This window comes from Brevibacterium mcbrellneri ATCC 49030, assembly GCF_000178455.1.
GTDB lineage: Bacteria > Actinomycetota > Actinomycetes > Actinomycetales > Brevibacteriaceae > Brevibacterium > Brevibacterium mcbrellneri.
Map to the genome: position 1 here is coordinate 1 of NZ_ADNU01000046.1, position 20,522 is coordinate 20,522.

General features: G+C 58.1%; 21 protein-coding genes and 1 tRNA gene. 14 read left to right on the forward strand and 8 right to left on the reverse strand.

Features of this window, described 5'->3' with window-relative positions; genetic code table 11:
- Positions 1 to 1,977, forward strand: a 1,977-nt coding sequence (locus tag HMPREF0183_RS12960) for an HNH endonuclease signature motif containing protein (protein ID WP_169309670.1), incomplete at its 5' end; no start/stop codon positions are given.
- A gap of 120 nt (positions 1,978 to 2,097) precedes the next feature.
- Here the strand turns inward: HMPREF0183_RS12960 and HMPREF0183_RS07615 are convergent.
- A complete protein-coding gene (locus HMPREF0183_RS07615; protein WP_005884671.1) occupies positions 2,098 to 3,075 on the reverse strand; it encodes an ABC transporter permease in 978 nt (325 codons plus the stop codon).
- A gap of 101 nt (positions 3,076 to 3,176) precedes the next feature.
- Between HMPREF0183_RS07615 and HMPREF0183_RS07620 the strand changes: the two genes are divergently transcribed.
- The 6 genes from HMPREF0183_RS07620 to HMPREF0183_RS07645 all read left to right on the forward strand — a co-directional run bounded on the left by HMPREF0183_RS07620 (position 3,177) and on the right by HMPREF0183_RS07645 (position 9,248).
- Positions 3,177 to 3,731: a TetR/AcrR family transcriptional regulator gene (locus HMPREF0183_RS07620; protein WP_005884674.1), complete on the forward strand. Its 555-nt coding sequence runs from the start codon at positions 3,177 to 3,179 to the stop codon at positions 3,729 to 3,731.
- A 42-nt stretch (positions 3,732 to 3,773) separates the two neighbouring features.
- Positions 3,774 to 4,268: an acyl-CoA thioesterase gene (locus HMPREF0183_RS07625; RefSeq protein ID WP_005884675.1), complete on the forward strand. Its 495-nt coding sequence runs from the start codon at positions 3,774 to 3,776 to the stop codon at positions 4,266 to 4,268.
- 60 nt (positions 4,269 to 4,328) lie between these two features.
- On the forward strand, positions 4,329 to 5,216 hold the full coding sequence (locus HMPREF0183_RS07630; protein WP_239272083.1) for a DMT family protein: 888 nt from the start codon (positions 4,329 to 4,331) through the stop codon (positions 5,214 to 5,216).
- 77 nt (positions 5,217 to 5,293) lie between these two features.
- Positions 5,294 to 6,502 (forward strand): glycosyltransferase, encoded by a 1,209-nt coding sequence (locus HMPREF0183_RS07635; protein ID WP_005884679.1) that lies wholly within the window; start codon positions 5,294 to 5,296, stop codon positions 6,500 to 6,502.
- On the forward strand, positions 6,499 to 7,908 hold the full coding sequence (locus tag HMPREF0183_RS07640; RefSeq protein ID WP_005884681.1) for an MFS transporter: 1,410 nt from the start codon (positions 6,499 to 6,501) through the stop codon (positions 7,906 to 7,908). Before HMPREF0183_RS07635 ends, HMPREF0183_RS07640 begins: the two co-directional genes overlap by 4 nt.
- A 113-nt stretch (positions 7,909 to 8,021) precedes the next feature.
- Entirely contained in the window at positions 8,022 to 9,248 is a 1,227-nt protein-coding gene (locus tag HMPREF0183_RS07645) for an EAL domain-containing protein (RefSeq protein ID WP_005884683.1), read from the forward strand.
- A gap of 10 nt (positions 9,249 to 9,258) precedes the next feature.
- Here the strand turns inward: HMPREF0183_RS07645 and HMPREF0183_RS07650 are convergent.
- A tRNA-Ile gene (locus tag HMPREF0183_RS07650) sits at positions 9,259 to 9,332 on the reverse strand.
- A 124-nt stretch (positions 9,333 to 9,456) separates the two neighbouring features.
- On the opposite strand from HMPREF0183_RS07650, the gene HMPREF0183_RS07655 reads away from it, so the two are divergent.
- Positions 9,457 to 9,951, forward strand: a complete 495-nt coding sequence (locus tag HMPREF0183_RS07655) for a DUF3145 domain-containing protein (protein WP_040348576.1) — start codon at positions 9,457 to 9,459, stop codon at positions 9,949 to 9,951.
- Between the two features lie 14 nt (positions 9,952 to 9,965).
- Here HMPREF0183_RS07655 and HMPREF0183_RS07660 read toward each other — a convergent pair whose 3' ends face one another.
- Positions 9,966 to 10,754: an HpcH/HpaI aldolase family protein gene (locus HMPREF0183_RS07660; RefSeq protein WP_050775383.1), complete on the reverse strand. Its 789-nt coding sequence runs from the start codon at positions 10,752 to 10,754 to the stop codon at positions 9,966 to 9,968.
- Between the two features lie 169 nt (positions 10,755 to 10,923).
- Here HMPREF0183_RS07660 and HMPREF0183_RS07665 point away from each other — a divergent pair, with 169 nt between their 5' ends.
- Positions 10,924 to 11,529 (forward strand): hypothetical protein, encoded by a 606-nt coding sequence (locus tag HMPREF0183_RS07665; protein WP_005884689.1) that lies wholly within the window; start codon positions 10,924 to 10,926, stop codon positions 11,527 to 11,529.
- A 2-nt stretch (positions 11,530 to 11,531) separates the two neighbouring features.
- Here HMPREF0183_RS07665 and HMPREF0183_RS07670 read toward each other — a convergent pair whose 3' ends face one another.
- Together HMPREF0183_RS07670 and HMPREF0183_RS07675 are read right to left on the reverse strand one after the other, a co-directional pair.
- On the reverse strand, positions 11,532 to 12,692 hold the full coding sequence (locus HMPREF0183_RS07670; RefSeq protein ID WP_005884691.1) for a glycosyltransferase: 1,161 nt from the start codon (positions 12,690 to 12,692) through the stop codon (positions 11,532 to 11,534).
- A gap of 12 nt (positions 12,693 to 12,704) precedes the next feature.
- Positions 12,705 to 13,913, reverse strand: coding sequence for an NAD-dependent epimerase/dehydratase family protein (locus tag HMPREF0183_RS07675; protein WP_005884692.1), 1,209 nt, complete (start codon positions 13,911 to 13,913; stop codon positions 12,705 to 12,707).
- Positions 13,914 to 14,085: 172 nt separating this feature from the next.
- Here HMPREF0183_RS07675 and HMPREF0183_RS07680 point away from each other — a divergent pair, with 172 nt between their 5' ends.
- Positions 14,086 to 15,405: a M20/M25/M40 family metallo-hydrolase gene (locus tag HMPREF0183_RS07680; protein WP_005884694.1), complete on the forward strand. Its 1,320-nt coding sequence runs from the start codon at positions 14,086 to 14,088 to the stop codon at positions 15,403 to 15,405.
- Here the strand turns inward: HMPREF0183_RS07680 and HMPREF0183_RS07685 are convergent.
- The gene (locus tag HMPREF0183_RS07685; RefSeq protein WP_050775384.1) at positions 15,389 to 16,306 is read right to left on the reverse strand and encodes a DMT family transporter; all 918 of its coding nucleotides are present in this window, start codon (positions 16,304 to 16,306) and stop codon (positions 15,389 to 15,391) included. The genes HMPREF0183_RS07680 and HMPREF0183_RS07685 overlap by 17 nt on opposite strands.
- 49 nt (positions 16,307 to 16,355) lie before the next feature.
- Here HMPREF0183_RS07685 and HMPREF0183_RS07690 point away from each other — a divergent pair, with 49 nt between their 5' ends.
- On the forward strand, positions 16,356 to 16,991 hold the full coding sequence (locus HMPREF0183_RS07690) for a histidine phosphatase family protein (protein ID WP_005884697.1): 636 nt from the start codon (positions 16,356 to 16,358) through the stop codon (positions 16,989 to 16,991).
- Positions 16,992 to 17,003: 12 nt separating this feature from the next.
- Here the strand turns inward: HMPREF0183_RS07690 and HMPREF0183_RS07695 are convergent, their stop codons facing one another.
- A complete protein-coding gene (locus HMPREF0183_RS07695) occupies positions 17,004 to 17,828 on the reverse strand; it encodes an undecaprenyl-diphosphate phosphatase (protein ID WP_005884699.1) in 825 nt (274 codons plus the stop codon).
- A 66-nt stretch (positions 17,829 to 17,894) separates the two neighbouring features.
- Between HMPREF0183_RS07695 and HMPREF0183_RS07700 the strand changes: the two genes are divergently transcribed.
- Positions 17,895 to 18,791: an aldo/keto reductase gene (locus HMPREF0183_RS07700; protein ID WP_005884701.1), complete on the forward strand. Its 897-nt coding sequence runs from the start codon at positions 17,895 to 17,897 to the stop codon at positions 18,789 to 18,791.
- Positions 18,792 to 18,816: 25 nt separating this feature from the next.
- On the opposite strand, the gene HMPREF0183_RS07705 is transcribed toward HMPREF0183_RS07700, so the two are convergent.
- Positions 18,817 to 19,143 carry a hypothetical protein gene (locus HMPREF0183_RS07705; protein ID WP_005884703.1) on the reverse strand — a complete coding sequence of 109 codons (327 nt, stop codon included), beginning with the start codon at positions 19,141 to 19,143 and terminating at the stop codon, positions 18,817 to 18,819.
- A 37-nt stretch (positions 19,144 to 19,180) separates the two neighbouring features.
- Between HMPREF0183_RS07705 and HMPREF0183_RS07710 the strand changes: the two genes are divergently transcribed.
- Together HMPREF0183_RS07710 and HMPREF0183_RS07715 are read left to right on the forward strand one after the other, a co-directional pair.
- Entirely contained in the window at positions 19,181 to 19,744 is a 564-nt protein-coding gene (locus HMPREF0183_RS07710; RefSeq protein WP_005884705.1) for a DUF3090 domain-containing protein, read from the forward strand.
- Positions 19,745 to 20,521, forward strand: a complete 777-nt coding sequence (locus HMPREF0183_RS07715) for an SCO1664 family protein (RefSeq protein WP_005884707.1) — start codon at positions 19,745 to 19,747, stop codon at positions 20,519 to 20,521. It begins immediately after the preceding gene.
- Position 20,522 lies beyond the last annotated feature (1 nt).

Below are 20,522 nucleotides of genomic sequence, written 5' to 3' on the forward strand. Positions count from 1 at the left end.
TTGTATACCGCTGGCAGGGTTGGTCGTGCTGGGGTGTGTATCCCCGTGTTTGATGACATGCTCACCAGTAAACGGGTGGACGTGTCATGGAAAACCTTTAAACGGCATGTCACTGAAGTGCTTGCCATGCTCACGACCCCAGAAACCCGGGCGGAGAACGCGAAACGTAACCGGTCAGTGTCGTACTGGGTCAATGATGACGGTACAGCCACGTTGAGTCTGACTGGACCGGTGTTGGAGATGGAAGCGTTTTATCAGCGTGTACGCGGGACTGCCAGGGCAATCATGGCGAACCACGTAGAACCTTTCACTGCCACGTTGACGGATGAACAACAAGCCCTTTTCGTCACCGAAGACAACGGTGAAGTTTCTGAAGTGCGGGTTGGTGATCTAGGTCGGGTTGAGGTTGATGATGACCGGCTCATGGACCAACTCACCCTGGACTTGATCACAGGGGCTAAACCCTCAACCACGCTGCGTGTCCGAGTGACCCGGACAGGTAAACAAGCACCGATCAGAGTCACCTACACCGGGCCAGATAGCCCGAGTACGGATGGGGCTGAAGTGATCCTCCAAAACGGCACACAAGCTCAGGGCGGGAACGCTACTGCCAAGGGTACAAACAGTGCTTTCGAGGCGGGGATTCCCGCTGCTGACGCTAACGGTGCTGATGCAAACGGCGGTTCCGCAACTGACGGGCCTGGTGCTGATGGGCCCGGTCCGGGCGATGCGGACGGTTCTGTGTGGGCTGACAGGTGTGAAGCTAAGCAGGCTGAGCAGGTTTGTGAGCTTGAGTTGTGCGTGTCGATGCCTGAAAAAGAAGAATGGTTGAAATCCCAAGCCAGCATTACTCTCACAGTCCCGGTACTGCACTTCCTCATGAACAACCCACCACCAAACATTGGACAAGAGCGAAGTCCCGACGGAAACGAAGAACACAGACCAAGAGAATACGAAAACGAAAAGCACCGATTCGAGAAACGCAGACCGAAAAGACAAAGATCCGGAAAAGACCCCGGGCCAGGTGAACACAGACCCGAACAACAAGATTCTGGAAGACACGAAACCAAAGAACAAACATCCCAGAACCAGGGGAGTAGTGCGCCACTAGGGACTGATGTGCCACCGGGTGCCGGAGGCTCGCCAGGTGCTGATAGTGCTGCGGGCAGTGAGCTTGATTTTGGGCTACCGGTCAATGTGGACCCAGATGTGCGGGTTCCGGTGATGATGAATGGTCGGGTGCCGTTAGATGCTAAGACTGCTGATGAGGTGATTGCTCAGGCGAAGTGGGTGTACCGGATGTTCACCGACCCGCAAACCGGGGTAGTCCTGGAGTCTACGCCGACGAAGTACTACATACCAGCAGCTTTGAAACGCATGGTCGAAGCTAGGCACCCTGATTGCAGTGTCCCGTGGTGCGCGGTCCCTGCCAGGGTGTGTGAGAAGGACCATATCGAACCGTTCAACCATCAGGACCCCGAGAATGGTGGGTTGACTGTGATGGAGAATTTGCACCCGTTGTGTAAACGGCATCATCAAGAGAAAACCCAGAAACGACTCCGCGTCGACAAGATGGATGACGGTTCCCTGGCGTGGGTGCTGCCCAGGATTGGTGCCATGCTGGTCTACCCACCAGAATCGAGGATCAACCAACTTCACTATGAGCGGTTAATCGAGTACTTCGATACCGGTGACCAAGACATCAGCCACACCATCAACAACTACCTAGCAACAGAACAAACAAGCGCTCATAGCCAGGCGCCCAGCCGGAGAACACCCGTACAAACGGACAGGGGCACTGGTGGGCAAACTGCCGGGTCAGATGACGGAAGAACTGTCGGCCAGGCTGACGGGCGAACTGACGGGGCGGTGAGCGGGTATGACCGCGCGGTCGCTGACGAGTACGCAAACGCAGGGGAGGTGTTTAACGGCGACGCCCGACCATGGGAACCCAGCAAAGAACCACCACCATTCTGATTCGCCACCACCTTTCTGATTGAAGCTGATCTGGCAAACCCGGCCGGTGGTGGCTTAGTCGAGCGGCAGTGCTGGCTGTCACCCTTTAATCGAGGTCGTTCTAACCAGAGCCGTTCTAGCTCAGTCCTTCCGTCGGCGAGCTCCGATCGCGATCAGGAACAAGCCAGCGACAATCCAGGCTACGAGCACCCAAGGAGAGGCACCTAAGCCGCGACCGTCGAAATAGGCAGCCGAACGAAGGAAAGTGCCGGCCGCGCCGACTGGCATCCACTGCCCCAACGCACCCCAACCAGCAGGGAGCCAGTGGGGGCCAGCAGTAAAGCCTGACAGCGGATTGGAGACAAACAGCATGAGAACAGCACCAATGCCAACTCCTCCGAATCCCATGACCGAAAACAAGCCCAGCACGGTGCTCGAGATCGCAAGAATTCCAAGCGACAGCCCAGCCCAAAGCAACCAGAAGCTACCAGCTACGGCGTTAAACCACGGCTGCAAAATCGCGGCGGCGACGAGTCCACCTAGCACTGCCACGCCAACAGCGCCTAGAGTCCTTTTGCTTGCGGACTTCAGCTGCGTAGCGAGCAACACCGACGAAGCCATACCTCCGAAGATCAGTGGCAACAGCGCTGAAGCCAAGCCCATGCCCTGCGGATCTTGCTCCGTCATAGGCGCAACATCGTTGACAGTGACTTCCTGCCCGCCGGCTTTCATCTGTGACGCAACGCCTTTCAGCGCCGCCACATATGGTGCTCCAGCGCCGCTGGCGATGGTGACCTCAGTCCCAGTCGGGGTGGCAGAGATTGCGCCAACCGTCTCGCGGTTCTTCACCTTCTCTACGGCGTCCTCTGGGCCAGAAGCGTCAACAACCTTGAATGCGCCAGATGCCTCGATCTTTTGCGTCAATGCGGCCTTGGCAGGTTCCGGTGCTGACACGGCCAAAGGAATGTCGTGCGCGCCTGAGTGAATAGCTGGCGTAAGGAAGGCCAGCAACATAAGGGCGATGATGACACTTACAAGCCCGGTGATGGCGACCGGACCAAGTTGGCGACGCTTCCTCGTCTCCGATGTCTCTTTTGTCTTTTGTGCGGTTTCTGACATGACAACTCCTCACTAAACGGAACACGGCGCTCCGGATATAAAAGAAGCATAGCGCTCCGGTTATACTGGTGCAAACATGGGGTGCAAACACGGGAGGTCACATGAGGTCAGATGCTCAACAGAACCGAGAGGCACTACTAAGCGTTGCCCGCACCTTGATCGCAGAACAAGGCGCGGGTGTTTCGTTGCGGGCCATTGCAGCGGAGGCCGGTGTTGGAATTGCGACACTTTATCGGCACTTCCCTACACGTGGCGATCTCTTCCTCGCCCTGGTTATGCAGATGAGCTCCGAGGGACTCGCCGCCATGGACCGCGCTTTAGAGCAGTGGGACGCTGGCCCGGAGGCGGCCTGGCGCACTTTCATCATCGAGTTCGCCCAGACGCATTTGAGCGCCCAGCTCGTTGCAGTGGCTGAAGAGGATCCAGAATTCGCGACCTCGGAAAGAGTGTCGTCCGCCCGCGCAGACCGCCTTGCGCGTTTCGACCCCATCCTCGTCCGAGCCCGTGAAGCGGGCCTGATCGGTGACATTGACGCCATGCGACTCATCGTCGGAGTCGCTGCCGCCACCCGTCCTCTTCCAGCGTTTGTAGAGCAACAAATCCCAGATCTCCACGAATGGCTCATCGACGCGTATATCCGTGGAATCCGCCCGTAGGTTATTCTCGTTCAAGAACCTCGGACCTCGAAAGGAAAAGTAATGACGCTCCCCACTTTCGACCAAGTCATGGAACTTCCCGCTCACGCAGACCTACGCGTGCCACCAGAGTGGATCGACCACAACGAACACATGAACATTCGCCACTACATCGACGTGGCGTCACTGGCCTCCCTGACCCTCATGGAGGAAGCCGGTTTCGACAGCACATACCGTGACGAACACCGCCTCTCGCTATTCACAGTCGAACATCACCTGCGCTACCTGGCGGAAATGACACTCGGTGAACGCCTCACGGGACACGTGTACCCGGTGAAGCTCGGTTCAAAAGGTGTCCACCTCGTAGTGCTCGTCCTGGACCGCGAACGCGACCAGCTCGCAATGATTTTCGAAACCGTGCTACTTCACGTGGACATGGACGCACGCAAAGCCGTCGAAATCCCCGCCCACGTACGCGAAAAAGCCCTCCCACTGTTTGAAAAGGCCCAGCAACTGGACTGGTCCGTGCCCCTATGTGGCGTGATGGGCATCAAATAGTGGCCCACGCCCCCGTGGCAGTCACCAAACGTTCAGAATCTCCCCTTTAAGATAATCGTTGTGAATACTACTCCTATCGCACTATGCCTCGCCGTCGTATCGGCCGTGGCTTTGGCGTTCGGGGCGGTATTCCAACACCGAGGTGTCAATGAGTCCCATGCCACCGGCACCAAGTTCGGTGTGAAGTCTTTCCTAGGGATGTTCTCAAACCGCACGTGGGTACTGGGAATGTCGATCACCGTTGTCGGGGTTATCTGCGGCACGCTGTCCCTGGCTCTTGCAGCCGTGATGGTTGTACAGCCAGTAGGTGCGATCTCACTCGTCATTTCAGTCCTCATCGCCCAACGAACTCGAAACCTCAAACTCACAAAACGCATCATCGCCTCTGTCGCGTGGTGCACCGTGGGTGTGGGGCTTTTCGTGTTTATGTCGGCCATGGTGGCGAAACCTCAAGTTCAGCAGGGTGCCGAGACGCTGCCCCTTGTGTGGGCCACCGGCGTATCTATCGCCGTTTTCACGTTAGTGAAGCTGATCATAAAAGCCCCACCACAGTTGGTATACGTCATTGCAGGCGGAATCTTGTTCGCGTGCGTTGCCACCAACACCCACGTGGTTTCCGTGCAGTTTCTGACCTACGGACTTGGTGGCATCACGTGGCTGAACGTCGCCGCCATCGTGTTGGCCGGACTAGCCGGATCCATTTTTGTTCAGTCCGCCTATGCGTCCGGTCCGCCAGAACTCGTCATCGCAGGACTAACCGTGATCGACCCTATCGTCGCTGTGTTTCTTGGTGCCGTGATCCTGGGAGAAGCAACAGACGCTCCCGTGTGGGTTGTGATCGTGATGAGCCTTATCGGTTTGAGCGCATGCGGCGCAGTCTTTATTCTGTCCAAGTACCATCCAGACGTACTGCGCAGAGCCGAACTCAAAGCACAAACCAGCACGTAAGAACACGTGCGTAACGACACGTCTGACACGTACATTGGACGAACCTCGACCCAAGTGCGGTAGATTGAAATCCGACCATGACGACCGAACTGGGAGTAACACTGAAAGAGCACCACGCCGCTTCAGAGCCCTTGACGATTTGTTTGGCCGCCGAAACCTACGCGCCCGAAGTGAATGGCGCAGCAGTTTTTGCGGAGCGACTCGCCCACGGTTTAGCGAGCAGAGGGCACTCGGTTCACGTCATTTGTCCGTCACCTTCGGGGTACGAACGCAGTGAACGCGCAGGCGATGTGTGGGTTCACTACATCAGGTCCTGGCACTGGCCGTGGCACCCCACATGGATGATCTGCATGCCGTGGTGGGTCAAACCTGCGGTCAAGAACCTGATTGACACGATTAAGCCGGACGTTATTCACACGCAAGCTCACTTTGTGATTGGCCGGTATGCGATCGCTGAAGCAACCGCCCGGAACATCCCGCTGGTGGCCACTAACCACTTCATGCCCAACAACGTGGAACCCTACATCCTTGCCCCTGGCCCGGTCCGTTCGGTCGGAACCCGCATGGCTTGGCGGGATCTGAAGAACCAGTTCGAACAAGCGGACTATCTCACCGTTCCCACCCAGCTCGCCGCCGATCTCCTTACCGAAAACGGCTTCACACGCCACGTCCGCCCAGTGTCGTGCGGAATCGACCTGTCGGAATTCTCGCCCAGCGACGAACCCGCGGGGGACAAGCCACCTTCAGTCCTGTTCGTAGGTCGCCTCTCAAGTGAAAAACACATCGAGGACCTGCTGGCAGCAGTTGCACGCACCTCACCAGAACTGAACCTCCACGCCACGATCATCGGGGCAGGCGAACAACTTCAGGCACTGAAACAACAGGCGCAGGACCTCGGCATTGCGGACCGCGTCAACATTCCCGGCAAAGTCAGCCAAGAACAACTTGTGCAGGCGTACAAAGACGCCACCTTCTTCTGCATGCCGTCCACCGCGGAACTGCAGTCGATCGCCACACTTGAAGCGTTGGCATCCGGCAAGCCCGTTGTCCTCGCCGACGCCGTTGCCCTTCCTCACCTGGTCCGTCACGGCGAGAACGGCTACCTCTTCGAACCTCGCAACGTAGACGAACTCGCAACCGCGTTTACCCGCCTCGCTACGGCAGAGGAGGACGACCTCGGCCGCATGAGCGAAGTCTCCCAGACGATTGCCCGCCAACACGACATCAGCCACACCGTGAGCACATTCGAAGACATATACCGGGCCGTCATCGCACAGAAGTCATGAGCTCAGGTGAGATGACACTTGAGCAGCGCAGACTCCTAGGAGTCGCGCTCGTCCCGTTGCTTTCGGCGTTGCTCAGCGTTTCGATCGTCAACGTGGTTCTGCCGTCCGTGCAGTCGACGATTGGTGCCTCCAACTCTGGTCTCCAGTGGGTGCTTGCGGGGTACACGCTGTCGTTCGGTGTCGTTCTGGTGCCGGCCGGTCGCGCAGGGGACGTTTACGGCCGAGGTCGTTTATTTATCGCCGGTCTGGTCCTGTTTGGTGCGGGTTCGTTGGTCGCAGGGCTCGCCCCAAATACGTTGATATTGAATCTCGCGCGTGTGGGCATGGGGCTGGGCTCCGGCCTTCTGAACCCCCAAACAGTGGGGCTGATCCAACAGTTTTTCACCGGTAAGCAACGTGGCGTTGCTTTCGGTTTGTTTGGTGCAACAGTAGGTGTTTCGGTTGCCATTGGCCCGGTTCTGGGCGGTGTTTTGATCGCATTGTTGGGCCCTGAGTGGGGCTGGCGATCCTCGTTCTTAGTCAACGTACCCATCGTGGTGTTCGCGATCATCTTGGCATTCCTATGGTTCCCACAAGGTGCGTGGCGGGCGCTCAAGTCCGGCGTACCTGACATCGACCCCGTGGGAACAATGATCTTTACCCTGGCAATTCTGCTTGTCATGTTGCCATTCCTTCAGCACGAAAGCGGGCTGGTGTATCTGCTCTTGCCAGTGGGACTCATGATGTTTGCTGCCTGGGCCTTGTGGGAACGCCACTACACCAAACGAGGTCGCCAACCCATGGTAGATTTGGCGCTTTTCCGTACTCCGAGTTTCGCGAACGGAACCTTACTCATCACGCTACAGTTCACTGGAGTGACGAGCGTATGGGTGATCGTTGCAGTATTCCTTCAGCAGGGGCACGACTTCACTGCCTTTGAAGCAGGCATGATCGGACTCCCTGCCGCCGTGTTGTCAATTTTTACCTCTCGCTGGTCGGGCTCACGGGTTTTTACGTACGGTCGCAAACTGGTCGTCATGGGTATCGTGGTGGTGCTTGTGGGACTGATTGGCACGGCTAGCGTCGCACTGCTCAACCGGTCGTTTGATGTGAGCGTGTGGTGGATGATGATTCCGCTGACACTTGTCGGTGGCGCTCAAGGCGTCGTGATTAGCCCCAATCAAACACTTTCCTTAAACGACGTGCCCGTGGCGTACGCGGGTTCAGCGGGAGGTGTCATCCAGGCGGGTCAACGTTTGGGAACCGCAGTTGGCATTGCCAGTATCACCGGCGTCTTCTTTGGGTTTGAACAAGCGCTTGGGTGGGATGGAACCTTTGCGCTGTCCTTTTCCATCATTTCGGTCATTGTTGCATTGGCCGGGTGTGTGGGCGTTTATGACATGGTCAAGGGACGTCGCGCGCGTTAGCAACTAAGCTGTGGAAGAATAAGAACGGTTCCTATGGAAAGATTCTTTGGGAGCCCTGCGCCACAACCTGCGCAAGTCCTACACACTTAAGCAATACTGTGAGGAGACGTTCGGTGGATTCTGACGACCTCGAACATGTGATCCGGCACGGGCTCATTGGCACCAAATTTGAACCCGTCCACGACAACGTCACGGGGTCTCCTGCAGGCTATGTGGTCACTCCGTTCCGTCGCGATATCGACGATTGTGACAGCGATCGCTTACGTGAATCGATCCAGCAGTCTGATCACACAGGTGACTACGACTCATCAATCCGTGGCATCGCGTTGCGTGATGCTGAAAACGCGGGCATTACACAAAACACGCGCCTCTTCTTCTCAGCCGAACCAGAATCCCTCGTCACGCTAGAAGAACGCCCCGACTCGCAAGCGCGCTCCATGATCCTGAAACTCGATCACACAAGTGTGCGCGACAATCCGGCTGCCGTGTTGCGCTCAATCCGCTCGGCCCGTCAGATGGGGTGGGGGATTGGAATTCGCAACGTGGGTCTGGACCTGGAGTCGCTTTCCTTCATCCCGCTCATCAACCCGTCGATTGTGGGCCTTCACCCGGATGTCTTGCGCATCGAAGACCGCGCATACCTCTCCAAACTCACGTGGCTCCTTCAATCCCACATCGAACGCACCTCGGGCGTGATCTTTGCACGCGGCGTCCGCGACGAACGCGACGTGGACCTTGCCGAGCAAATGGGAGTCCGCCTCATCAGCGGACCATTCTTCGGACCGGGAACCGAAACTCCCGAACCTCTCGAAATGGCCGCCGAAGACTACCTGGCAGACCACTACACGCGCAACAAGCAAGTGCAAGGAACTCCGTACTCGATCAGCCAGTCGTTGGGGCGCGACCCACTGATTACCGCCCAAGACCTTCTGCTCGAAGAGATCCGGTCTCTGCTTGAGCGAGCTAAACACGCAGGACCGTCCGCGGTTGTCGTGGTAGTTCACTCCTCTGACGAGTGCCTGGATCCTACCATTGGTGACCTCGTCCGCAGTATCGCTCCCGAGGTGGGAGTCCTGGCGTCCGTGTCAGGGGAGTCGGTCGCGACCACCCTGCCGAACATCATGACTGGGCCGTTAGACTCATCGGATCCGTTACGCAACGAATACGGAGTGGTCGTGGTGAGCTCAGATTGGTCTGCCATGATTACTGCGCACCGGCTTGCACGGCCTGGGGCAGAACGGCGCACCGACTTTGAAACGTACTTCACCACCGACCGTTTTGCATGCGTGGACGGTGCCCGTGCCGTTCTGAGCCGGCTTGCTTCACGCAGAAACGTTTAGGTATCAAAAGTGCCCCCGGTCGGACTTGAACCGACGACCAAAGGATTATGAGTCCTCTGCTCTAACCAGCTGAGCTACAGGGGCGCAAAGACAAGATTAGCAAAGCTTACGGCTCAGCCTGTTTTTGTTCGTGCGAGTCGTGCCGTAAACTATGAACTGACCTCCGTTGTGGATCGTAGGGGAAGACGTATTCACAAAGGAGGAAACAATGAATACTCAGGGCGTACTGTTCGTCCACTCTGCACCGCGTGCACTGTGCCCGCACATCGAATGGGCAGCAGGCGGTGCTCTTGGCGCTCAAGCTAAGTTTGACTGGTCCGACCAACCGGCGGCACCAGGACTCCTGCGTGCCGAAATCTGCTGGCGTGGCCCAGCTGGTTCAGGTGCCAAGATCGCATCTGCGCTTCGTGGTTGGGATAACGTTCGCTACGAAGTCACCGAAGAACCGTCAGAAGGCCACGACGGTGGTCGGTGGAGCCATACGCCCGAACTGGGCATCTACCACGCCATCACCGATGCTTTCGGCAACATCGTCGTCCCCGAAGACCGCATCCGTTCAGTCATGGAAATTGCTTCCGGTCGCCCCGACCTGTTCGCGGAACGCATGGACGCACTCCTGGGCCAGGACTGGGACAACGAACTGGAACCATTCCGCCACGCAGGCGAGGGCGCACCAGTTCGCTGGCTGTCCAAGGTGGGCTAATCGCGTAACTGAGCTTATGAACGTGAGTCTCGTGCGCGGATTCGGACCACCTGCTCTTGTGCGCCCTGAGCAATGAGCAGGACATCGGCGCTGGTAACAACGAAGTCAGCACCCGCATCCAAAACCCGGTCCGCGTCACGTGGCGAAAATGCGTTCACGCCCACGGGAATTCCAGCCGACACAGCGACCCTCACCACATGATCGACAGCTGCGACGACCTCGGCGTGGGAAGAATCACCCACGTGCCCCATGTGAGCAGCCAAGTCTGCCGGACCAACAAACAGAGCGTCGACCCCTTCGGTCGCAATGATTTCCTCCACATTGCTTACACCCCGGGCCGTTTCAACCTGCACAGTCAGGCTGACTGTTGAGTCTGCGGACTCGCTGTAGTCGGTAACCGCACCCCACCGTGCGGACCGCGCTAACATCGCACCCATGCCTCGTCTTCCCGGACGGTGAGGCGCGGGATACCGGGTCGCTTCCACCGCTCGCTGCGCTTCGTTGGCACTTGACACCATAGGAACCACGAGGTTCTGCGCACCGAGGTCGAGAACCTGTTTGATCCTCACTTCGTCATTCCACGGAACACGGACAACAGCCGTCGCCGGATATGGCTCGCACGCCTGCAGAAGAGCCAAAATCTCACGCAATTCGATGGGCCCGTGCTCGCCGTCGATCACAATAAAATCCGTGCCGGACATGGCCAGAATTTCCATGGACACCGGGCTTGCCGAAGAGTTCCACAAGCCAACGCACGGACGCGTTGAGTTGTCAAGGATCTGACGGAATGACGGCTTTAACATCGGTTCACCTTCCTGCGCGGGAGTCATCACATAGACTATGTGACTGGTATCACTCAGTCGCTCTATCTTAATGTCATTCTCGATGCCGTTGCAGGTCAAAGCGCAGGGCCACAACCGTTCGATATGAGATGATCAGACCCGGAAAACGCACCGTAAACACGGAGGACGCATGTCGCATAACGAGCATCAGCTGACAGAAGTAGCCGCCCTTTACATATATGCCCTGGTGCACGACCTTGATGCCGTTACTGACGCTGACGTTGACGCGGACCTCCACGCACGAATAACTGACGTCCTCACAACGCAAAAGGCGTACGACCTTGATGCGACATCCATCCTGCAACTGGCCACCGCGGCGAGAGTGATTGTGGCCGCCCCAGGAGCAAAAACACTCAGCGCTGCTGCCTACGACAAGGCTCGGTCGCAGATCGTCGCCTGCATGCCTCGAAGCGGAAACGCAGGCGTGCGCCTGTGGCCACCCACCAGCCAAACCGTGCGCGCTCACCTGGGCGGGGGCGCATGGAACGACGCACTCGACGCCGTTGGGATCCCTACCGCAAAAACCGGGCGAGCTCGGGGAAGTAGCAGGTTTAGTCACGACGACTTCCGCAAGGCCATGACCGACTTCAGCAAAGCCAGTGACAACCGTTCGTATAAGGCATACGAAGAATGGGTCAAAGCAGAGCGAGCCCAAGGGCGGGAACGCCCTGCAGGAGCTACAGTGCGCAACACGTTCGGCACGTGGAGCGAAGCCATGCGCCTGGCCGCGGAATGAACCTACGACCGCAATCGGCCCACCAGCGACTTGGGCGCATACCGGTGCAAATCAATCGCGGATTCATAAAAGCCCACTAAGGCCTCGGTTGCAGTTCGCCAACCCCACTCCTGAGCCTGCTCGCGACCAGCACGCGCCATCTTCTCCCGAAGTGAGCGGTTGTCCAACAGCAACGAAATCTTGTGGGCCGCCTCGGCGGAATTCCCCGGCTCAAACAGAAAGCCCGTACGCTCGTCAGCAACTGCGTACGGAATTCCCCCGGCACGTGCCCCCACCACCGGCACACCGGACGCCAACGACTCAAGTGCCACGAGCCCCAACGTCTCGGTTGTCGACGGGAACACAAACGCATCCGCACTCGCGTACGCCGCCGCCAGATCCTGGCCCGACATGTAGCCAGTGAAAACCGTGTTCGACCCTGCGAACATCGCCTCCAACTGCGCCTTGTGCGGCCCTGACCCCACCATAGCTAGTCGCGTGTTCGCCGGCAGGTGTTCCAGCATGCCACGGCACACGTCGAGGTCCTTCTCCTTGGACAGTCTTCCCACATACAACACCAGCGGGTCGTCAGGGTTGCCACCCGTGAGCCGCTCACGCATGCTCTGCGAATAATTCTCAGGCGAGTACGTCTGCGTGTCGACCGCCCGCGGCCACAACCCAACGTTGCGAATGCCCGCCTCTTGTGCGCGCTTCACCATGGGGCCGGACGTACATAGGTTCACCTCGGCACGGTTGTGCATGTACCGCACCCAGCGCGTAGACGTGTCGGTGATCCATTCGAGCCCCAAGCGGGTGGCGTACTCTGGAACATCAGTGTGGAACGACGCGAGCAGTGGCAGATTGCGTCGTGTGGCCGCCATGGTTCCCCACGCGGCCAGCCACACCGGATTCACCGCGTGAACCACGTGCGGTTCGAACCGTTCCATAGTGGTTGCGATCCGCTCGGTGGGCAATCCGAGCTTAAGCTCGGGATACCACGGCTTAAACGAAATCGACCGGACGGGTTCTACCCGGAACCCCGCATAACGTGCAGGCGGGTGTCCCGGAGCGAACACGACCGCCTCGTGCCCCATGTCGTGAAGCTGGTCCAAAGTGCCCAGCAACCGCGTGACTACACCGTCGATTTTTGGAAGAAAAACCTCGGTGAATATTGCGATCCGCATGACCCGTGACAGTTAGCCGACTACAGGAGCGTCGGTGGGCACTCCGGCGGACTGATTCTTGGTCCACAGCGACCGGGCTGGAATCTTCGACATATCAGCGCGGTCTGCGTAACGCTTGGCGGTTTCTTCAACCTCCAGCAGAAGGCCTTCTGACAACGTGGTGGGCTCCAGACCGAGGTCTAAGAACGTGTCGTTCTTGACGTGCAAGTCGTTCTCGGCGGACTCGTGGCGCGGGTTGTTCACGAGCTCCATGCGGGCGTCGGTGATCGAGCAAATGAGCTTGGCGAGGTCGCGGACGCGGTGCGTTTCGGTCATCTGGTTGAAGATCTTGACGCGATCGCCAGATGCCGGTGGGTTGTTGACTGCGATTTCAATGCAACGCACGGTGTCTTGGATGTGGATGAACGCGCGCGTCTGGCCCCCGGTTCCGTGGACCGTGAGCGGGTAGCCGACGGCCGCTTGCATGAGGAACCGGTTGAGGACGGTTCCGTAGTCTCCGTCGTAGTCGAACCGGTTGATGAGACGTTCGTCGCTACGCGTTTCTTCCGTATTGGTGCCCCACACAATTCCCTGGTGGAGGTCGGTGATACGCAGCGCGTCGTTCTTGGCGTAGTACGCGAACAAGTGCTGATCCAGAACCTTGGTCATGTGGTAGATGGAGCCAGGGTTCGTGGGGTAGAGGATCTGCTGGTGAACGTTCTCACCGGTTTCTTCGTTGGGTACCTCCACGTCGAGGTAACCTTCCGGGATCTTCATGCCGGCGGTTCCGTAACCGTACACGCCCATGGTTCCCAGGTGTACCAGGTGGATGTCCAGACCCGATTCGACAATCGCGGTGAGCAAATTGTTGGTGGCGTTCACGTTGTTGTCCACCGTGTAACGCTTGTTTTCAGGCCGCTTCATGGAATAAGGAGCGGACCGCTGTTGTGCAAAGTGAATGACCGTGTCCGGCGCAAACTCAACCAGCGTCTCCAGCAGCTGATCCGGCTGGGTTGCCATGTTGAAGTTGCGGAACTGAAGCTTGTTGCCAGAGATTTCTTCCCACGCGTCGATGCGTTCGTCAATCGAAGCAATAGGGGTGAGGGACTGTGCTCCGAGTTCATCGTCAATTCTGCGACGAGACAGATTGTCGACAATCATGACGTCGTGGCCACGCTGAGACAGGTGCAAAACGGTGGGCCAGCCACAGAAGCCGTCTCCACCGAAAACGATAATCTTCACTCGGATTCTCCTTTGGCAAAATACGCGTTCTTTCAGCTTAGCGTTTGCGCGCTTGTGTCATCGCTGGTGACAGGTGAACTGGGGTGAAGAGAACATGAAGTTTGTTCAAACCACGAACACATCAACGTGTTTGGCGTTACGCTCCTACACTGATTTGGGGAAAGGAGTTTTTATGAGCGCGTTAGACAAAGTGTGCGATGAGGCGGCGTCAGAGGTCGTGCAGCTGTGCCAGGACCTGATCCGTTTTGACACCCAGAACTGGGGCGAAGGAAAGGCGAACCCTGAACGCATTGCCGCGGACTATATTGCCGAAAAGCTCGCCGAGGTGGGCGTCGAGTCCCAGATTTTCGAGTCCGCTCCTGGGCGGGCCAACCTGTTTGCGAGGATCCCGGGGAAGAACCCGGACCGCCCGGCGTTGGTTGTCCACGGCCACACAGACGTTGTTCCTGCTGACGCGTCCGAATGGAGCGTCGACCCGTTCGAAGCGGTCATTAAAGACGGGTGCGTGTGGGGTCGCGGTGCGGTTGACATGAAGGATATGGACGCCATGATCGTTGCCGGTGTTCGCGCTCTGGTGCGTAACAACGTTCAGCCGGACCGCGATCTGATCATCGCGTTCTTCGCTGATGAAGAAGCTGGTTCCACTTACGGTTCGCACTGGGTTGTGAAGAACCACCCCGAGGTGTTTGAAGGTGCCTCTGAAGCCATCTCCGAGGTGGGTGGATACTCGGTTGATATTCGCGGGCAGCGTGCGTACTTAGTACAAACTGCCGAGAAGGGAATGGAGTGGGTCCGCCTGACGGCCCACGGTAATGCGGGGCACGGTTCGCAGATTAACAACGACAACCCGGTGGTGAAGTTGGCGGCCGCGGTTGCCCGTATCGGTGAGCACGAGTGGCCTACCGAACCCCCTGCCGCAACCCGTGAACTTCTTGCTGGTGTATCCGAACTGACAGGCATTGAGAACACGGAAGCTAACCGCGACAAGCTTCTTGCAGAGCTGGGATCAGCTTTGAAGTTCGTTGGGGCGACCTTTCAGACCACAGCAAACCCTACTGCGCTTGACGCTGGGTACAAGCACAACGTGATTCCTGGTCAGGCATCGGCACTTATCGACTGCCGTCCTTTGCCCGGGCGCAATGAAGACGCACTTTTGACCTTGAAGGAACTGGCTGGACCCGATGTTGTGGTCGAGCAAGTCATTTCGGGTGTGTCGCTTGAAACGCCGTTTGAGGGTGACTTGGTCGATCGGATGAAAGAGGCGATTGAAGCCGAAGATCCTGGCGCCACGGTTTTGCCGTACACGCTGTCTGGTGGAACCGACAACAAGGCATTGTCCGAACTTGGCATTACGGGCTATGGCTTTGCTCCGCTCAAACTGACAGGCGACTTGGACTTCCCAGCCATGTTCCACGGTGTCGACGAGCGCGTTCCCCTGGAAGCCTTGGACTTCGGCGCACGTACTCTTGTGAGGTTTATGGTTTCGGCTTAGTCCGTGCAGTAGACACGACCAGACTGCCGGTAGTCACCAAACCCAGCGACAGCAGGGTAAGCGGGCTTAAGGCAGTTTGGGCGTGTCCCGTCGCAATATCGATGACCACCGATGCCGTCATATTCCCAAGAAGGGTAATGATGGTCATGGTGAGCACACCTAAACCCTGGACCACAAACGCCGACATCCCGATCACAAAAACACCCAGGATCCCGCCGGTGAGCATCCACATTTCGTGCGTCTGCGGCAGAGCAGTCCACGAATAACCAATCGACACTAGCGCGATTGAAAACAGACCCAAGTACGACGTACCCACCGCGAAGTTAATAAACGTCGCCGCCAGGGTGGATCCACTAATGACTCGGATGCGCCCGTTGACGGCCTGCTGAAGCGCAACCAGGGTGCCCACTCCAAAGGGAAAGAGGGGCCACCACCACGCGAATCCCAACGATGCGGAACCGGTCGCCGAGGCCGTGACTCCGGCCATGACAATGAGTACGCCTGCAACTCGTTGGACGGTAATCTTCTTCTTCCCGCCAGGGGGAACCCGGGTGGCATCGACCAGCAGACCACCCACCAACTGACCAGCAGTGATGGAAGTCGTAAAAATCGTCACCCCAATGACAGGGACCGAGACTGCTTGCGAGATGACCACGGTGCCACCTGCGACACCACCCAAGAACAACCAAAAGGGAATCAAACCCGAGAACAGGTAACTCAGAACGGTGACGACACCTCGGCGGGCAGTACGACTACTTGCAGTAATGATCGAGATCAGAACCAAGCCGATCGAGAACGACGCCGTAGCGGCCAGAACGCCGATTCCCACTTTCGAGGCCAAAGCACCGTTGACTAAGCCCTGCACAGCGATCGTTGCACCGACCATGAACGCGCCGCTCACAGCCAACCAACTGTTGCCCCTCACTGTGTAACCTCCGTAGTCTTAAGCCATGGTGACGATCATACTGTTGCGCCACGGTGAAAGCACAGCGAACGTGCAACGCGTTCTTGCTGGTCGCCTTGCGGGTGTTGAGCTCACTGACCGAGGTCGTGAGCAGGTGGCCAAGGTAGCTCAAGAGCTCCCGAGCATCGATGCGATCCGGCACTCTACGATCGACCGGTGCGTGGACACTGCGCGCATTGTTGCTTCAAACCGAATAATCGCCCAGAGCAGTGACGTCACTATTGAAGCAGACAGCCGGTTCGACGAAGTCGACTACGGCGAATGGTCCGGTCTAGCCCTCGATGATCTGCGCACACGCGCACACTGGGAGCGGGTCCAGCAGTCACCTCACACATTCGAGTTCCCTGGCGGTGAAGCGATGACCCACGTCTTTAACCGGGCAGTGGACGGACTCACGTCACTCATCAACGACCTCGGGCCGGGACAAACTGGACTCATCGTGTCCCACGGCGACGTCATAAAAGCGATGGTCGCTCATGCGGTTGGCGCGGGACTGAGTAACTTTCAACGCTTTGGGGTGCAGCCTGCCCAGTTTTGCGTGCTTCATGTACAGGGACAGACGATGACGCTGAGCCTGGGCGGAAGCAGAATATCTGGCACCACTTTGGGTGGCGAGTGCTAAAAGCACGCGCGTTTAAGCGCTCAGAACTCCTGTGCCCAACAGGACGAAGATCAGGATACCCAAGGCCACGCGGTACCACACGAACACTGCGAACGACTTGGTCTGAATGAACTTGAGGAATCCAACGATCACCGCGTAACCCACACCAAAGCTCACGATCGTCGCAACGGCCGTGGGGCCCCATCCCAAGGTGAGCGGTTCGTTGGCAGCCTTGGCCAGCGAGTACAGACCGGAGGCCATCACTGCTGGGATCGCAAGCAAGAACGAATAGCGAGCGGCAGCTTCACGCGTAAAGCCCATGAAACGCCCGGCCATGATCGTTCCACCCGAACGCGACACGCCGGGAATGAGCGCCAACGCTTGGGCGCCACCGTAGAGCAAACCCTGTCCCCAGGACATTTTGTCGAGCGTGTACTCCTTGCGACCCACGCGGTCGGCAAGGCCCAACAGCAGACCAAAGATGATGAGCATACTGCCCACGATCCACAGGCTTCGGAACGTCGTCTCGATCATGTCCTGGAACAGAAGGCCCAGCACGCCAATTGGGATCGACCCGATGATGACGAGCCAGCCCAGGCGAACGTCGGGGTCACGTCGGTCGTGCTTGCCAACCAGGGCTTTGAACCACTTGGAAATGATCCGAACGATGTCTTTCCAGAAGTACACCAGAACAGCGGTTTCGGTACCGATCTGGATGATCGCGGTGAAGAAGGCACCCGGTTCGCGACCCGGCATGAGGAACTCGCCCACAATACGCAAGTGCGCGGACGAGGAGATGGGTAGGAACTCCGTGAGTCCCTGCACGATTCCCATAATGATGGCGACGAGCCAGTCCATGAACACCCCTTTTCTTACACGACCAGGCGTTACACTACTCCGAAAATTCCGGTAACCTCAACACTTATGTTGCACAACCGTGTTGGTCAGTCTGGTTTCACTGTTTCGGACCTCACTCTTGGGACGTTTGAGTGGGGGAGCAGGGTCAATCGGGAAACGGCATTTGAGCTCATGTCAGCCTACGTTGATGCTGGTGGGACGCTGCTTGAACTGTCTGCGTGTACGTCGAGCGCCCACGCTCTTGTCGGTTCCATGAAAGTTCCCTCCACGTTGCGTGTGGCTGCTCGTGTCGGGATCGAGTCAATCGGTGGCGAACTGCAGATCAGCAACTCCCGCGCCGTCATCACGGAGCAGGTCGCACGGCTGCGCCAGACGCTGGGGCGTGACTGCGTGGACCTGGTGATCGTAGACGCCTTCGATCCGCACACACCGCTGACTGAAACCGCGCTGACCTTGCGTGACCTACAGGCCCGAGGTGAGATCGGCTATGTTGCTGTTGCTCACCACACAGCGTGGCAGGTCGCGCTCATGCGCGCCGAGGTGGATGTTGTGTGCGCGTTTACGGAACTTTCGTTGGTGAACCGTTCGGCTGAAGACGACATTGTGCCGGCGTGTGACTACATGGGTATGGGCGTTATCGCCGGGGCTGCCCTGGGGCGCGGTGTTCTCACGGGCCGGTACGCAACGGGAACGCCCGCAGATTCCCGTGCAGCCCACGATCTGCGACAGTACGTTGGCGCATACCTGGGACCGGATTACGAGCCGATTCTCAAAGGGGTGAGCAAAGCGGCCGAGGCGCTGGGCGTGCGGCCCGTCGATATTGCGTTGGCGTGGAACCGTGGACTGGGCGTGTCCAGCTCGATCGTGGCCCCACGGACGGTTCGACAGTTAACGGAGCTACTGGAGTCCGATCTAGTTCTGGAACCAGAAATTCGGGACGCGCTTTCGCAGATTTCGAGCTAAGCGACTACCGCCGAGCGACTACAGGTCAGCGGCGGTCGTCCTCGTCGTCATCCTCATCGTCTTCGTCGTAGTCGTCGTCATCATCGTCGAGGTCGTCATCGAAGTCGTCCATGTCATACGCGTTGTCGTCATCGGCGATTGCGTCTTCTATGTCGTCGAACAGTTCAAGTGGAGTGACTTCGTCGAATGCGTTGTACAGGGCGTCTTCGTACACTTCAAAAGCGTCGGCGAGTGCCATGTACGTGGCCTCGACGCGGGCGTCGGTGTCAGAGGTGCGGTGCGCTGCGGCAGAGAAGTGTGCGCGGACTGCTGAGAGGAACTCTTCTAATGCAACTTCCGGTTCGAGGCTCATGGCTCCATCTTATACGCGAAAACGGTAGGCTAGGAATATGTCCGGCCACGTATTTGAGCACGATTCTCCCGACCGTTTCATTCCCGGCACAGTGGGCATGCCTGGGGGTCGTACGTTCTATCTCCAAGCGGTTTCCGACACCACCATCACCTCGGTCTTGCTTGAAAAAGAACAGGTGGAGATGCTCGGGGAGCGCATCAACGAACTTCTTGACACGGTGCGTTCCAAAAGCGTGGGCGAAAGTAACATCCCGGTCTCTGCACTTCCGGACTACGTGGACAACTCGGGGTTGACCATGCCCGTTGACGCGGAGTTCCGGGTGGGCACTATGAGCTTGGGATGGGACACGCGCATTCACCGTCTGGTGGTCGAATGCTTTGAACTTTCGGAAGCAGACCGCGAAGCAGGGATTAGCGCGGAACCTCACGAAGACACCGAGCGGGACGTTCTGCGTGTCACCTTGGATGCTGTCCAGGCTCGTGAGTTTGCCCGGCACGCCGAACTCGTTGTGAATGCCGGCCGGGCCGACTGCCCGTTCTGTTCACTTCCATTGGATCCCGAGGGCCACGTGTGTCCGCGCGCAAACGGGGTCGCTCGCTGAGTGAGCCACCAACACGACATCGCCACGTGCCCGGCCACGGTTCTGGGTCTCATACCCGAGGCGAGTAACGACACGTACCTCATCGTGCTCACCCCGCCCACGGGAGCGGCACTGAAAGCGGTCTATAAACCCAGCCAGGGTGAGGCGTTCTTGCAGGATTTTTCTGAGCTCGCCCGACGCGAAGTCGCCGCCTACCGGTTGAGCTACCTGAGCGGTCTCAACTGTGTTCCCGAAACCATCATGCGCTCGGATCTGCCTCACGGTCCCGGTTCAGTTCAGTTGTTTGTGGATTCGGCAGGTGACGATCCGGTCGTCGACGCGTGGCTCAGCGAGTACGTTCCGGAAGATATTGTCCCTGTGTTCCGGGATTATAACAGTGACGGGGCCGAGGTCGTTGTTGGGCATGGTTTGAGCGAGCGGCTTGCCGATATCGCAATGTTCGACGTCGTAGCCAACAACGCTGACCGAAAAGGGAGTCATCTCATCAACGGGCAGCTGCCTGGCGAGAAATCAGGGTCTATTTGGGCGATCGACAACGGTCTGAGTTTCCACCCCGAACTCAAACTTCGCACAGTGCTGTGGGGGTTTGCAGGAACCCCGCTGGCACCTCGGCATTTTCACGCGTGCGAACGCACGCTGGCCCTCACTGCCGACGACCTGGGAACAACCCAGGAGGAAACTCACGCTTTACACGCGCGTACACGCGCTTTGCTTAGCTCTGGACAGTTCCCGTATCCGCCTGTCAACCGCACTCCGATTCCCTGGCCGCCCCTGTAAA

Bases quoted from the DNA above. Each gene is read 5' to 3' on its own strand.
- HMPREF0183_RS07615 (WP_005884671.1), bottom strand. From the start codon at position 3,075: ATGTCAGAAACCGCACAAAAGACAAAAGAGACATCGGAGACGAGGAAG.
- HMPREF0183_RS07620 (WP_005884674.1), top strand. From the start codon at position 3,177: ATGAGGTCAGATGCTCAACAGAACCGAGAGGCACTACTAAGCGTTGCC.
- HMPREF0183_RS07625 (WP_005884675.1), top strand. From the start codon at position 3,774: ATGACGCTCCCCACTTTCGACCAAGTCATGGAACTTCCCGCTCACGCA.
- HMPREF0183_RS07635 (WP_005884679.1), top strand. From the start codon at position 5,294: ATGACGACCGAACTGGGAGTAACACTGAAAGAGCACCACGCCGCTTCA.
- HMPREF0183_RS07640 (WP_005884681.1), top strand. From the start codon at position 6,499: ATGAGCTCAGGTGAGATGACACTTGAGCAGCGCAGACTCCTAGGAGTC.
- HMPREF0183_RS07655 (WP_040348576.1), top strand. From the start codon at position 9,457: ATGAATACTCAGGGCGTACTGTTCGTCCACTCTGCACCGCGTGCACTG.
- HMPREF0183_RS07660 (WP_050775383.1), bottom strand. From the start codon at position 10,754: ATGTTAAAGCCGTCATTCCGTCAGATCCTTGACAACTCAACGCGTCCG.
- HMPREF0183_RS07665 (WP_005884689.1), top strand. From the start codon at position 10,924: ATGTCGCATAACGAGCATCAGCTGACAGAAGTAGCCGCCCTTTACATA.
- HMPREF0183_RS07670 (WP_005884691.1), bottom strand. From the start codon at position 12,692: ATGCGGATCGCAATATTCACCGAGGTTTTTCTTCCAAAAATCGACGGT.
- HMPREF0183_RS07680 (WP_005884694.1), top strand. From the start codon at position 14,086: ATGAGCGCGTTAGACAAAGTGTGCGATGAGGCGGCGTCAGAGGTCGTG.
- HMPREF0183_RS07690 (WP_005884697.1), top strand. From the start codon at position 16,356: ATGGTGACGATCATACTGTTGCGCCACGGTGAAAGCACAGCGAACGTG.
- HMPREF0183_RS07695 (WP_005884699.1), bottom strand. From the start codon at position 17,828: ATGGACTGGCTCGTCGCCATCATTATGGGAATCGTGCAGGGACTCACG.
- HMPREF0183_RS07700 (WP_005884701.1), top strand. From the start codon at position 17,895: ATGTTGCACAACCGTGTTGGTCAGTCTGGTTTCACTGTTTCGGACCTC.
- HMPREF0183_RS07705 (WP_005884703.1), bottom strand. From the start codon at position 19,143: ATGAGCCTCGAACCGGAAGTTGCATTAGAAGAGTTCCTCTCAGCAGTC.
- HMPREF0183_RS07710 (WP_005884705.1), top strand. From the start codon at position 19,181: ATGTCCGGCCACGTATTTGAGCACGATTCTCCCGACCGTTTCATTCCC.